The organism is Rhizobium sp. UGM030330-04, assembly GCF_003208455.1.
Taxonomy (GTDB): domain Bacteria; phylum Pseudomonadota; class Alphaproteobacteria; order Rhizobiales; family Rhizobiaceae; genus Agrobacterium; species Agrobacterium rhizogenes_A.
This window is the reverse complement of record NZ_QKML01000004.1, coordinates 275467-289582: the sequence shown is the minus strand read 5'-3', so window position 1 is coordinate 289582 and position 14116 is coordinate 275467. Positions and strand designations below refer to the sequence as shown.

General features: G+C 61.3%; 10 protein-coding genes and 1 riboswitch. Of the genes, 6 read left to right on the top strand and 4 right to left on the bottom strand.

Features of this window, described 5'->3' with window-relative positions:
• The first annotated feature begins 72 nt into the window (after positions 1 to 72).
• A complete protein-coding gene (locus N434_RS08455; RefSeq protein WP_110757237.1) occupies positions 73 to 2388 on the top strand; it encodes an NADP-dependent malic enzyme in 2316 nt (771 codons plus the stop codon).
• Positions 2389 to 2524: 136 nt separating this feature from the next.
• Complete coding sequence (locus N434_RS08450) at positions 2525 to 3625, top strand: DUF2865 domain-containing protein (protein ID WP_181423915.1); 1101 nt, start codon at positions 2525 to 2527, stop codon at positions 3623 to 3625.
• A 270-nt stretch (positions 3626 to 3895) separates the two neighbouring features.
• Here N434_RS08450 and bluB read toward each other — a convergent pair whose 3' ends face one another.
• Positions 3896 to 4612 carry a 5,6-dimethylbenzimidazole synthase gene (gene bluB, locus N434_RS08445; RefSeq protein WP_181423914.1) on the bottom strand — a complete coding sequence of 239 codons (717 nt, stop codon included), beginning with the start codon at positions 4610 to 4612 and terminating at the stop codon, positions 3896 to 3898.
• A 97-nt stretch (positions 4613 to 4709) separates the two neighbouring features.
• Positions 4710 to 4891: riboswitch (cobalamin riboswitch) on the bottom strand.
• Positions 4892 to 4963: 72 nt separating this feature from the next.
• Complete coding sequence (locus tag N434_RS08440; RefSeq protein WP_110757123.1) at positions 4964 to 5794, bottom strand: TolB family protein; 831 nt, start codon at positions 5792 to 5794, stop codon at positions 4964 to 4966.
• Positions 5795 to 5985: 191 nt separating this feature from the next.
• On the opposite strand from N434_RS08440, the gene N434_RS08435 reads away from it, so the two are divergent.
• Positions 5986 to 6363, top strand: coding sequence for a glyoxalase superfamily protein (locus tag N434_RS08435; protein WP_065115805.1), 378 nt, complete (start codon positions 5986 to 5988; stop codon positions 6361 to 6363).
• 280 nt (positions 6364 to 6643) lie between these two features.
• Here N434_RS08435 and N434_RS08430 read toward each other — a convergent pair whose 3' ends face one another.
• Positions 6644 to 8323 carry an NAD+ synthase gene (locus tag N434_RS08430; RefSeq protein WP_110757121.1) on the bottom strand — a complete coding sequence of 560 codons (1680 nt, stop codon included), beginning with the start codon at positions 8321 to 8323 and terminating at the stop codon, positions 6644 to 6646.
• Between the two features lie 223 nt (positions 8324 to 8546).
• On the opposite strand from N434_RS08430, the gene N434_RS08425 reads away from it, so the two are divergent.
• From N434_RS08425 to sthA, 3 genes are all read left to right on the top strand, one after another.
• Positions 8547 to 10487 (top strand): LTA synthase family protein, encoded by a 1941-nt coding sequence (locus N434_RS08425; protein WP_181423913.1) that lies wholly within the window; start codon positions 8547 to 8549, stop codon positions 10485 to 10487.
• A gap of 114 nt (positions 10488 to 10601) precedes the next feature.
• Positions 10602 to 11135, top strand: coding sequence for a DUF1003 domain-containing protein (locus N434_RS08420; protein WP_065116220.1), 534 nt, complete (start codon positions 10602 to 10604; stop codon positions 11133 to 11135).
• A 600-nt stretch (positions 11136 to 11735) separates the two neighbouring features.
• Positions 11736 to 13139: a Si-specific NAD(P)(+) transhydrogenase gene (sthA, locus tag N434_RS08410; protein WP_004433043.1), complete on the top strand. Its 1404-nt coding sequence runs from the start codon at positions 11736 to 11738 to the stop codon at positions 13137 to 13139.
• Between the two features lie 231 nt (positions 13140 to 13370).
• Here sthA and N434_RS08405 read toward each other — a convergent pair whose 3' ends face one another.
• A complete protein-coding gene (locus N434_RS08405; protein ID WP_110757119.1) occupies positions 13371 to 14021 on the bottom strand; it encodes a hypothetical protein in 651 nt (216 codons plus the stop codon).
• Positions 14022 to 14116: the final 95 nt, after the last annotated feature.

The following is a 14116-nucleotide window of genomic DNA, read 5'->3' as shown; positions in this document are numbered from 1 at the left end:
TAACGGCTGTACCGCGGGGAAGTTTGTTGTATTCAGGGGGCCGGAATTGAACCAGACATGACGGTGGAAGACATGACCTCTCACGATAAGAACAACACGCCCGCCAACGCGGCCAAGGCCGACATCGAGGAACAGGCGCTCTTTTTCCACCGCTATCCCCGCCCCGGCAAGCTGGAAATCCAGGCGACCAAGCCGCTCGGCAACCAGCGCGATCTGGCGCTGGCCTATTCGCCGGGTGTCGCCGCACCCTGCCTCGCCATCCATGAGAACCCTGAAATGGCGGCGGATTATACCGCCCGCGCCAATCTCGTCGCCGTCATCTCCAACGGCACGGCGGTGCTTGGCCTTGGCAATATCGGCCCGCTCGCCTCCAAGCCCGTCATGGAAGGCAAGGCCGTCCTCTTCAAGAAATTCGCCGGTATCGACGTTTTCGATATCGAGATCGACGCACCCGGCATCAACGACATGGTCTCCACCATCGCGGCGCTGGAGCCCACCTTCGGCGGCATCAACCTTGAGGACATCAAGGCGCCGGAATGTTTCGAGGTGGAACGCCAGCTGCGCGAGAAGATGAATATCCCCGTCTTCCACGATGACCAGCACGGCACCGCGATCATCGTCGCCGCTGCCGTCACCAACGCGCTGGAACTCGCCGGCAAGTCGCTCTCCAGCGTCAAGATCGTCGCGTCGGGCGCCGGTGCTGCGGCGCTTGCCTGCCTCAACCTGCTGGTCTCGATGGGCGCGAAAAAGGAAAACATCTGGGTCCACGACATCGAAGGCCTCGTTTATGACGGCCGCAACACGCTGATGGATGAGTGGAAGGAAGTTTACGCCCAGAAGACCGACAAGCGCGTGCTGGCCGAAACCATCGACGGCGCAGACGTTTTCCTCGGCCTTTCCGCCGCCGGCGTCTTGAAGCCGGAACTGCTGGAGCGCATGGCGGAAAACCCGCTCATTCTCGCGCTTGCCAACCCCAAGCCCGAAATCATGCCGGAAGAGGCGCGCGCCGCCCGCCCGGACGCGATGATCTGCACCGGCCGTTCGGATTTCCCGAACCAGGTCAACAATGTGCTCTGCTTCCCCTATATCTTCCGCGGCGCGCTGGATTGCGGCGCGACGACGATCAACGAGGAAATGAAGATGGCCGCCGTGCAGGCCATCGCCGAGTTGGCGCGCGAGGAAGTCTCCGAAGTCGCGGCAAAAGCCTATAGCGGCGAAACCCCGGTCTTCGGCCCGAACTACCTCATCCCCTCGCCCTTCGATCCGCGCCTTATCCTGCGTATCGCGCCCGCCGTTGCCCGCGCTGCCGCCGCAAGCGGCGTCGCCGCCCGGCCGATCACCGATTTCGAAGCCTATCTCGACCAGCTGAACCGTTTCGTCTGGCGCTCCGGCTTCATCATGAAGCCGGTCTTCAATGCCGCAAAAGCCGCCGAAAAGAAGCGCATCATCTTTGCCGAAGGCGAAGACGAACGCGTGCTGCGCGCCGCCCAGGTGCTCCTGGAAGAAGGCACCGGCATCCCGATCCTCATCGGCCGCCCGCAGATCATCGAAACGCGCCTGAAGCGCTTCGGCCTGCGCATCCGTCCGCATACGGATTTCGCCGTGGTCAACCCGGAAGACGATCCGCGCTACCGTGATTACGTTGATGACTATTTCGCCCTTGTCGGCCGCGTCGGCATCAACCCGGAAGCAGCACGCACCATCGTGCGCACCAACACGACCGTCATCGGCGCGCTGTCGGTGAAGCGCGGCGAAGCGGATGCGCTGATCTGCGGTCTCGAAGGCCGTTACGACCGCCACCTGCGCGACGTGAACCAGATCATCGGCAAGCAGGCAGGCGTGCGCTCCTTCGCCGGCCTCAGCCTGCTCATCACCCAGCAGGGTGCGCTGTTCCTCACCGATACTTTCGTGAACTATGACCCGACCTCCGAGGAAGTGGCGGAAATGGCCATTCTCGCGGCCAAGGAAATCCGCCGCTTCGGCATCACGCCGAAGATCGCGCTCGCCAGCCACTCCAATTTCGGCTCGCGCGATTCCGAAAGCGCCCGCAAGATGCGCCGCGCCCTGAAGATCGTGCAGGAAGCCGCACCGGAACTGGAAGTGGACGGCGAAATGCAGGGCGGCTCCGCACTGTCCGAAGCGCTGCGCAAGCGCGCCATGCCCAACAGCGTGCTGACCGGCGAGGCGAACCTGCTGGTCTTCCCGAACCTCGATGCCGCCAACATCACGCTCGGCGTCACCCGCACGCTGACGGAGGGCCTGCATGTCGGCCCAATCCTGCTCGGCACGGCCCTGCCCGCCCACATCCTGTCGCCCAGCGTCACCTCGCGCGGCGTCGTCAACATGGCAGCGTTTGCCGTAGTGCAGGCCTCGCATCCTTCGGTGTGATAGAGGCCGCATTAACGCAATTTTGAACAGGCTGTTGCCGCCTTGCGGCAACAGCTTATGTTATCTTCCTGAAATACGGATTTCGTGAAGTATAACACCCCTGCCACCGGCCGGGGACATCGAACGGATCGCACAATTGACCCGGCGCAGCCGCATCATCGGCCTCCTGCTTCCCCTTGTTTTCCTCGCCCCGGCCGCCGCTTTCGCGGATCAGGTCTGCGATACGCTTTATGCGCAATTGCGCGAACCGCCACGTGTCATCGGCAATACGGCCGAGGTTCGGCGTTACGCCAATGCGCTCGCCCGCCAGAACATCGTCATCCGCAAGATCAGGAACGACCTGCGCGGCTATGGCTGCTCATCCGGCAGCGTCGTTGTCTACGGCAACCCCAATGCCGGCCTCTGCACCGAGATCGGCGATGCGCTGGCGGATGCCGAAGCCGAACGCGACGCCATCATCCGCGACCGCGACGATGCCATGGCGGCCGCGCGCAGTGACGACGGCGACATCAGGCGCCAGCGCATTCTCGCGGCCCTCGATGCCAATGGCTGCAGCCCCGCAGAGGATATCAACCCGCAAGTGTCGCCTGCGCCCGATGTGACGCGTTATCCCGATGCCTTCCGGCAGAACGGTGGTGAGCCGGGACAGGCGGGGCTATCGCCCTACCCCAACGCCGCCGCCGAGGGCGGGCTTCGCACACTCTGCGTGCGCACCTGCGACGGCTCGTTTTTCCCGATCGCCTCCAACGCTTCGCCGCTCGATTTCCGCGCCCAGGCGGAGCAGTGCCAGAAAATGTGCCCGGGCACACAGACCGAGCTTTATTTTCACTCCATGACGGATCAGGAAACCGCCGACATGGTCTCCGCCGAAACCGGCAAACCCTACAAGGACCTGCCAACCGCCTTTGCCTACAGGAACGCCTCGGCAAAGGCGCCGGGCTGCGCCTGCAATATGGCCGCCTATCACGAGGACATGCAGAAGCAGGAAGAGGCCGCCCGGCCGGAATCCGAAAAGCCCTATTCCGGCATCACCAGAATTCCATCACCGCAAGGTGACAAGCCCCGGAAACCCGCTGAACAGCAGGCCGCAAAGCCGCCGGAGCAACCCGTTCCTGAACGCGACTATGATCCGAACGACACCAGGGTGCGCGTCATCGGCCCGAAATTCCTGCCTGACCAGACGGGCCGGATCGACCTGAAGAACCCGGCTCTGAAAGGCATTCAGCCACAGCAGTGAAATCTCTTCCGCCCGCGCAACGGGGCGAGCGCCCACCCCTTGTTTCTTCTCCCCGAGGGGGAGAAGTCCGCTGCAGCGGAATGAGGGAGCGAGGGTAGAGATATACCGAGAGCTAGCCCCCTCATCCGACCCTTCGGGCCACCTTCTCCCCGGCCGGGGAGAAGAAACGCGCGGCCGCTGCTGCGTCAAAAAGCAGCGTTTCCTCTCCTCCGCCATCATGCCCAAACGTGCGTTGTGAAACGAGAGGCGACGCTATGCGCATCACATTTCTTACCGCCCACCCCAGCGGTTGCGAAACACCAGTTCCTCCAGCGGCACACGCTGGCGCCAGCCCTTCACCGCCAGTTCCGGTTCGGTATAAAGTTCGTTGACCCGGCCAAGGCACAGCCAGGCGACAATTTCGATATGCTCGGGAATATCGAGAATGGCGCGAATATCGCTGTCGTGGAAAATACTGACCCAGCCGACGCCGACGCCTTCGGCGCGGGCGGCGAGCCAGAGGTTCTGGATGGCGCAGACGGTGGAATAGACATCCGTGCGCGGATTGTGGGTGCGCCCCAGCACCACTTTACCGCCGCGTGTGGGATCGCAGGTGACGCAGATGCTGAGCGGCGCCTTGCGGATGCCTTCGAGCTTGAGACTGCGATAAAGCGCCTGCCGCTCGCCCGCAAACATCGCCGCCGCCTCCTCATTGGCCCGGCTGAAGGCCACAAAGGCGGCCTGGCGCACGGCGCCATCGGTGACGAGCGTGAAATTCCACGGCTGCATGAAACCGACAGAGGGAGCCGAATGCGCCGCCTTCAGGAGACGCTCGACAAGCTCATCCGGCAGCGGATCAGGCAGGAACTGGTCGCGCACATCGCGGCGTGTCTCGATGGCGCGGTAGATCGCCTCCCGCTCCGCACCGGAGAACGGCTGGGCGGGCGAAAGCGCATGATCGAATGGGCTGGCTTGCAATGGATTACCAGCGGACGGGTCGGTCGGCATCGTTTAACCCCAACAATGCGGGCGCGCGGATGCCGAAACCATGCCGGTTTTCGCATGCACGACGCGCCTCTTCAGCAACCTGCCGCCGTCCGCGCGGTTCGGTCTATCCTGTCAGGCCGGTCTTCTGACTCGGCTTCATCCGCCCTCTTCGCCTTCCCGAATGACTTCAGTGGCTTGTGAAAAGAGCATCCGCCTCACAGCGCTGGGCACGTTCCGGTCTTTCACCGGATTCCCGATTCTCCCGCCACAAGGGCGGGCACCTGACGAGGAAACTTATGATCAAGAAGACTTGCGAATGCAAGTATCGCTAAGGCGGTGCGGCAATGTGACCTTGACGAAACCGCAATCACATTACCCCACTGGGAAATAACGCACATAAGCGAACTCATCACCGTCCGGCGACCAGTTGGGCGAGTTCATCGTGCCCTGGCCGCCGAAAAGCGCAAACAGCGTTTCGACATTACCGCCATCCATATCCATCAGCCGCACGCGCACATCGAGATCACGCGGATGGTCGAAAACGTCGCCGTCATAGGAGACGAACACCACCTTGTCACCTTTGGGAGACGGGTGCGGAAACCAGTCACCATAGGAACTGTCGGTAATGCGCTCCACAGCGGAGCCATCCACCCGCACCCGCCAGATCTGCATCAGTCCGGTGCGGCTGGAATTGAAATAGACCCACGCACCATCGGGCGAATAATCCGGCCCGTCGTTGCGGCCCTCGCCATGGGTCAGGCGCGTCTCGATACCGCTGTCGATATCCATGGAATAGATGTCGAAGACCTGATCGCGAATGCCGCAATAGGCGAAACTCTTGCCGTTCGGCGCCCAGCCATGCCAGTAGGAAGGAAGGTTTTTCGTCATCAGCCTTGGCGCACCGCCCGCCGATGGCAGAAGATAAATGGCGCTCTTGCCGAATTCCACCTTGTCGGAAATGGCATAAAGCGAACCATCAGGCGAAATGCCGTGGTCGTTGTTGCATTGCGTCGCAAAACCGGTATCGACCTTCTCCGGTGAAGCATCACCGGATGGAGACAGGCGATAGAGCAACCCCTCGCTGTTCAACAGCAGATATTTGCCATCCGGCGACCAGTTCGGCGCTTCGAACAGCTCCGGCGTCTGCCACACCACCCGCATCTGCCGGGTGCGGATGTTGAAGATTTCGATGGAACTGCGCATGCTGCCTCCCGGGGCTGTCGATAGTCTGGACGAACCCTTGGCAGACGCAGACATTCCGTTTGCTTTCGCCGCCATGGTGATTATGATCCTATGGCCGCAGGCACCGTCCTGCAAATTCAAATCGGAAAAAACGCCAGCGTTCCGGCACCGCCCGTAACCCTTCCCGTTTCTCCCAGATCCGAGGTTCCGCGATGAATACCATCGCCGATCACGGCATCCGCTTCGGGCGGATCGCCGCAATGCTTCCTGTCAAGAATATCGAAAAGGCCCATGACTTTTATGTCGGTGTGCTGGGCTTCACAAAAACCTTCGAAAACGGCAACCCCGTCGGCTTCATGATCCTCAAACAGGGCAATGCCGAATTGCACCTGACATTGCAGCCCACCCACAAGGCAGCGCCCTTCAACGTGGCGCATATGCTGGTCAGCGATGTCGATACGCTGCATGAGATTTGCAAAAGCCATGGGCTGCGCATCATCAAGGCCCTGCAGGACAAGGATTATGGCCTCAGGGCCTTCGTGTTTGAAGATCCTGACGGCAACCGCATCGATGTGGGGCAGGTTATTTGAGGTGAGTGAAGAGTGGCGCGGGGTTTTCTCTGCGCCATTCATGAACCCCCATCGTGGACCGAGCGCATGCCGCTTGTTTCTTCTCCCCGATGGGGAGAAGGTCGCGGCAGCGGGATGAGGGGGCAAGGATCGTGAGGTACGGCAACGTTGCCCCCTCATCCGACCCTTCGGGCCACCTTCTCCCCAGCGGGGAGAAGAAACTTGCCGCGCCGCCTTACAGACAATTACTCTGGATGACACAGGACCGGCGTTAAAGGCCCCCTTCCGGAAACCGCCTTAATCACCGATCCCGGAACCGGTTGGTGATCGGATAACGCCGGTCACGCCCAAAGTTCTTCTTGGTGATCTTCACACCCGGAGCCGATTGCCGGCGCTTGTATTCGGCGAGATAGAGCAGATGCTCCACCCGGTGCACGGTTGCCACATCATGGCCTCGCGCCAGAATTTCCTCGACCGACATTTCCTTCTCGACAAGGCATTCCAGAATATCGTCCAGCACCGGATAAGGCGGCAGCGAATCCTGGTCGGTCTGGTTGGGTCGCAATTCGGCCGATGGCGCCTTGGAAATGATATTGGCGGGGATGACCTCGCCGGAAGGGCCGAGCGCGCCCGGCGGCACATGGGCGTTGCGCCAGCTGGAAATGGCATAGACCTGCATCTTGTAGAGGTCCTTGATGGGGTTGAAACCACCATTCATGTCGCCATAAAGCGTGGCGTAACCCACCGACATTTCCGACTTGTTGCCCGTCGTCACCACCATCGAGCCGAACTTGTTCGAGACGGCCATCAAAATGGTGCCGCGCGTGCGGCTTTGCAGGTTTTCCTCGGTAATGCCCTCTTCCGTACCCTCGAAGAGATCGGAAAGCGCCGAAAGGAAACCCTCCACCGGCTCGACGATCGGCACGATATCGTACCGGCAGCCCAGCGCTTTCGCGCAATCGGCGGCGTCTTTCAGCGATTCTTCCGAGGTATAACGATAGGGCAGCATGATGCAGCGCACCCGCTCCTCGCCCAGCGCGTCAACGGCAAGTGCGGCGCAAATCGCCGAATCGATGCCGCCGGAAAGGCCGAGAACCACGCTCTTGAAGCCGTTCTTGTTGACGTAGTCGCGAAAGCCCAGCATGCAGGCACGGTAATCCGCCTCCTCGCCTTCGGGAATTTTCGAGAAAGGTCCGCTTTCGCAGCGCCAGCCTTCTTCCGTGCGCTTCCAGTCGGTAACGGCAAGCGTGGCCTCGAACTGGCTCATCTGGAAGGCAAGCGTCCTGTCGGCATTGAAGGCGAAGCTTGCGCCGTCAAACACCAACTCGTCCTGCCCGCCCAGCTGGTTGGCGAAAACCAGCGGCAGGCCGCTCTCGATCACCTGCCTGAGCGCCACCTGATGGCGCACATCCAGCTTGCCGCGATAATAGGGCGAACCGTTCGGCACCAGCAGGATTTCCGCTCCGCTTTCGGCCAGCGTCTCGCACACGCCCATGTCATTCCAGATTTCCTCGCAGATCGGAATGCCGATCCGCACACCGCGGAAATTATAGGGGCCGGAAATCGAACCTTCGGCGAAAACCCGCTTCTCGTCGAACTCGCCGTAATTGGGCAGGTCGATCTTGTCGCGCAGCGCAATGATCTTGCCGCCATCCAGAAGCGCCACCGAATTGTGCCGGCCCGTCTCGCCCTGGCGTGGAAAACCGATGACGACACCCGGCCCGCCATCGGCGGTGTCCGCTGCCAGTTCTTCCACAGCCTTAAGGCAGGCCTTCAGGAAAGCCGGCTTCAGCACCAGATCCTCAGGCGGATAGCCTGAAATGAACAGCTCGGTCAGAAGCAGAAGATCGGCACCCTGCGTTGCCGCATCGGCCCTTGCCTCACGCGCCCTGACGAGATTGCCCGCCACGTCGCCAACGGTGGGATTGAACTGCCCGACGGCAATCCGGAGATGGTTCTGGATATCGTGTCTGTCGCTCATGGTTTTTCAATACCGCGCCCGTGGCCGCTCCGCAACGCGACAATTGCATGGCGACGCCCGTTACGCATGGCCAGCGGGCGTTCACGCTAAGGTTATCGCCGCACCGGTCAGGTTGCGCAAAGTTCATGTCGCGTTCATCGCGCTTATGTGACAGTTACATGACACTTTTGCGACACCCCGATTCACCTCCCCGGATCGGTCGTGCCGCCTGCAATACCGGAGTATGGGTTTGAGACATTCGGCGCCAAAAACAACGGCTTCCGAAAAGGCTGGTTTCGTCTTTTCGCCTGCATGGACAAGGAGCCTTTCGAAGCTTTCGGGCACGGCCTATACGCTTGCCAATCTGACGGTCGCCTCCATCGTGCTCGTCGTGGCACTGGAATGGATCGCCCGCGGTTCGCTCCATGACATCGGTGCTTTCCTCACCTCCGCCGCCCGCCCCGGCATGACCACCATCGCCGCCGTGCTTGCCCTTCTCGTGGCGCTGGATGCACTTCTTGGCAGGCGTTACCTGTCCCTGATCCTGATTGCGCCGCTCTGCGCGCTGACGGGACTGATTTCCGCGCAGAAACAGACCTATCTCTCCGATCCGCTTTATCCCTCCGACCTGCTGTTCGGCCGCCAAATTCTCGAGCTTTTGCCCACGATGCTCAAGGCGCAGCCGCTGACGGCGGTGCTGGTGGCCCTCGGCATCTGCGCCACCATCGCGGCACTTGTGGCGCTGTGGCTGCTGGCACGCCGCCATTCGCCCGTCCTGCGCTGGCGCGAGCGCGTCGCGGGACTGGCACTGGCGCTGCCGCTTCTTGCCGGCCTCGCCTCGCTGATGGATTATTCGCATTATTCCTGGGTGCGCGATCGCCTCAACATCATTCCGATGATGTGGGACCAGCAGGAAAACTACCGTCATAACGGCTTCCTGATGGCCTTCGCCTTCAATATTCCCATGGCCAATGTCTCGGCACCGCAGGGTTACGGTGAAAACAGCATTGCCGATCTCACATCCAAACCCGCCTCTTTCGCCGCCAACAAGGGCGATTACCCTGACGTCATCATGCTGATGAGCGAATCGCTGTGGGACCCGACCCGGCTTGAAAACGTGAAGCTCTCGGCAGACCCAATGCCAACCATCCGCGCCAAGCAGTCCGGCAACGTGTTTTCGCCCGAGTTCGGCGGCATGACGGCGAATGTGGAATTCGAGGCGCTGACCGGCTTTTCCAACGCCTTCCTGCCCTATGGCAGCATTCCCTATCAGCAATATATCCGCCGCCCCGTGCCCTCGCTCGCCAGCTTCTTCCGCGGTGAAGGTTATTCGGCCATCGCCATGCACCCGTTCCAGGAATGGTTCTGGAACCGCAAGCAGGTCTACAAAAATTTTGGTTTCGAGGAATTCCGCTCCGAAGAGACGCTGCCGGAGATGGAAAAGCGCGGCAACTTCGCCTCGGACGATGCGCTGATGGACGAGATCATGGCGACGGCCGACAAGGCGCAGAACCCACTCTTCCTCTTCGCCGTCACCCTGCAGGGACATGGGCCTTACGAGGCGACCCGTTACGCCGAAAACACCATCGGCGTCGAAGGCGATCTCTCCGCCTCGGCCTCGCAGGCGCTCTCCACCTATTCGCAAGGGGTCGTGGAAGCCGATGATGCGCTTTTGAAAATGATGCGCTGGGCAAAGAAGCGCGACCGGGAAACCATCATCGTCCTCTTCGGCGACCACCTGCCGCCGCTTGGCCAGGCCTTCGTGGAAAGCGGTTATATGCCGGGCATGGTGGCCAGCCGCCGTGCGCCGCTTGACGTGATGAAGAAGGAACACGAGACGCCGCTCGTCGTCTGGTCCTCGAAAAAGGGCGTGCGCAAGAATATCGGCACCATCAGCCCGGCGCTTTTGCCCTATCACGTGCTGAAGACCGCCGGCTTCTCCGATCCCTTCTATACCGGCACGCTCGGCGAGGTGCAGCAGGCCTTTTCCGTCATCGACCGGCATATGCTGGTGGCAACCGATGGCAAGGCCCTGCCCGACTGGTCTATCGCCCCCAACGCCGTTCCCGACGTGGTGCGCGATTACCGCCTGCTGCAGTTCGACATGATGTTCGGCCAGCAATATGGGCGCGAGCGTTTCTTCCCCGGTTTCAACTGGCTGCACGAGGGCACACCGGCCGTCTGACGGTTTTTGGCGGGCACGCCTGAACCGCATGGCGGCGGAAATCGTTTGAATTCCGCCACCATGCGGGTTTATCTCGCAAAACGTGCAGGCACCCACCAAAACCGGAGACACACCGTGTCAGATATCTCCGACTATATCGTTTCGCATTTCAAGCGCTCTTCCCGCGAAATCGGTGAGGTGGAGCGGCGCATTCTGGAGCTGTCACACCAGAAGAAGCTGGTTTCGAGCGACATCAATGCGGAATTTTCCGCCGGCGCCAGTGTCGGTGACAGGCTGGCGGACAATATCGCCAAGGTCGGCGGCTCCTGGGGGTTCATCCTCGGCTTCTGTTTTTTCCTGATCTTCTGGGCGATCATCAACACCATCATCCTGACAACTGGCGCCTTCGACCCCTACCCCTTCATCTTCCTCAACCTGCTGCTTTCCATGCTGGCGGCCATTCAGGCGCCGATCATCATGATGTCGCAGAACCGGCAGGCCGCCCGCGACCGTTTCGAGGCCGCCAAGGATTATGAGGTGAACCTGAAGGCCGAGCTGGAAGTGCTGTCGCTGCATGAAAAGATCGATGTGAAGGTGCTGGCCGAACTGGCGGCACTGAGACAGGATCTCGCCGCGCTGCACCACCACGTCACCCGCAGGGACGGCTGACGCTCCCGGCAGCATCGTCCCCGCTTTTCCCCGCCCCTTCCTGCCCTGCTATAGTGACCGCAGTCCCGCCGGGTGGACGCCAGACGTGGCGAAGACCGAGGGACGGTCCTGATGATGGGAACGCTGACAACGTTCGTGGTGGCAGGACCATTTCGCAGCAGGCGGTGCACCGCCCTTGCGGAATACGGCATTCTGGAAAGGCCCGGCTGCGCAACGCATCCGACCCACACCAGCCCCAACCAAAGCGCAGCCGGGCAATCGCCCGACACACCCTGACCATCCCCCGTTCGGCAGCGCCGTGCGGGATGAAGCTGTTGGGTTTTTGGCACATGTTCAGGGAAAGTGAGCGGAGGTGCGTGGGGCTTACCCCCCTCTGCCCCTCCATGAATCGCACAACCGCCTGAAACCTCACCCCCAGTTACGAATCCGTCAGAATCTTGCGCTACAGATTGACGCAGGCGTTTGTTGCATTGCACTCTTGCGGGCAAGGCTGACGGGGAATCACTCCCCATCGTCAAAATGGCATCACGACCATTTCGCGGCGACGCCATGCCGGATGCGACATCCGGTCATCGCAATAATTCTGTTCCGGGGTTTTTCATGCACCAGTTCGATCTGATTGTTGTCGGCAGCGGTCCGGCGGGAAGACGGGCCGCCATTCAGGCCGCCAAGCTCGAAAAGAGGGTTCTGGTCATCGAGAAAGGCAGCCGTGTCGGCGGCGTTTCGGTGCACACCGGCACCATCCCATCAAAAACCCTGCGCGAAACGGCGCTCAACCTCACCGGCTGGCGCGAGCGCGGTTTTTATGGCCGCGCCTATCGCGTCAAGCAGGAGATCGACGCCGAGGATCTGCGCCGCCGCCTGCTCATCACGCTGGATCACGAGGTCGAGGTGCTGGAACACCAGTTCGCCCGCAACCGCGTGCAGCATATTCGCGGCACGGCAAGCTTCATCGACGCCAACACCATGAAAGTGGTGAAGAGTGACGGTGAGATCATGACCGTGACGGGCACCTCCATCCTGCTCACCATCGGCACCCGGCCCTACCGGCCGCCGCATATTCCCTTCGATGGCGAAGCGGTGCTCGATTCGGACGAGATTCTCGAGATCAAGGAATTGCCGCGCTCCATGGTCGTGGTCGGCGCCGGCGTCATCGGCATCGAATATGCGACGATCTTCAGCGCGCTCGACACGCAGGTGACGGTGGTGGAGCCGCGCGAAACCATGCTGGAATTCATCGACAAGGAAATCGTCGAGGATTTCACCTATCAGCTGCGCGACCGCAACATGAAGCTGATCTTCGGCCAGAAGGCGGAAAAGGTGGAACGCGACGAGAGCGGCAAATGCCTCGTCTCTCTCGGCAATGGCCGCGTGCTGAAGGCCGAGACGGTGCTGTTTGCCGCCGGCCGTGTCGGCGCCACCGATACGCTCAACCTTTCGGCCTGCGGGTTGGAAGCCGACAGCCGTGGCCGCCTGAAGGTCGATCCCGAAACCTTCCAGACCTCGGTGCCGAACATCTATGCCGCCGGCGACATCATCGGTTTCCCCAGCCTTGCCTCCACGTCAATGGAACAGGGCCGCATCGCCGCCCGCCATGCCGTCGGCGCACCGGCCGGCGAACCGCCGCAATTCTTCCCCTATGGCATCTATGCCGTGCCGGAAATCTCCACCTGCGGCCTGACGGAAGAGGAAGTCATCGAACGCGGCATTCCCTATGAATGCGGCATCGCCCATTTTCGCGAAACCTCGCGCGGCCATATCATGGGCCTCGATAGCGGGCTCTTGAAGATGATCTTCTCGCTAAAGACCCGCCGCCTGCTCGGCGTCCACATCGTCGGCGAAGGCGCGACCGAACTGGTGCATATCGGCCAGGCGGTGCTGAACCTGAAGGGCACCGTGGAATATTTCGTCGAGAATACGTTCAACTATCCGACCCTTGCCGAAGCCTACAAGATTGCCGGGCTGGATGCGTGGAACCGGATGGGTGAGATCAAGAAGGATTGAGCGGAGTATTCGGCAGAACTGCCAAATGCCATGCGGCCGCTCGTGGTAAGGTCGTAGCCTCCTCTCCCCGTCACCCCGGACTTGATCCGGGGTCCAGCCAGCCCAAGTCCTTGGGCTGAAAAGACGCGCCGTGGCTGGATGCCGGATCAGGTCCGGCATGACGGAAGAGAGACATTCATCTGCACCTTCCCACTTATCTGGGGACGGTCCCGGCGCAGGCACTTCGTCCCCTCACCAGCGAATACTATACCGCGCGCTCACCCCCGGCCGGAAATGATCCGCATAACCCTGATCGAGCGTCCCGCGCACGGTCAGGTGATCGCCCAGTTTCTGCTCCACCGCCACGCCGCTGCTGAACTCGTTGAAGCTGTTGCGGCTCGCCCCCGTCAGCACGAAGGCGGTGCCGGTTTCCGAGCGGGAAAGGCGCAGTGACTGCGACACATCCAGCCCATTCCATTGCTGCGCCGTGCCATCATAACGAACCGTGAAATTGCGGTTCGCCTCGATATCCAGTTCCGGCGTGACGATGCGCTTCTGCTGCGAAGTCACGGAAACGCTGCTCGAGCCCGTCAGCGCATTGAACATGACGCCGACATCGCGTGCGAGCGAGACACCGGGCAGCTGCTCGGCAAGCAGCGTGACATTGCCCCACAAACGCACCGGCGTATCCACCACCTGCCCGGTCTTCGAGGCATTCATGCCCATTTCCAGCCCCGCCCGGATCGGCGTATCGACCGGCAGTTTCGCACCGATGCGCGCCGTATAGGAGCGGTCGGAATTCTTGACCGGTTTCCAGATCAGCCCGGCCTCATCCGCATGGACGGCTGTTCCCGTCAGGGCATAAAGCGCGATGAAAAGGGCGGAACCCGTTCGGAGTGACATATCTTGTCCCCTGACAGATTAAGGGCGCACCGGGAGAACCCGGCAGGCACGGTAAAAGCGGAGGCCAATGGTTTGGCAGCGTCTAGGCCACATAA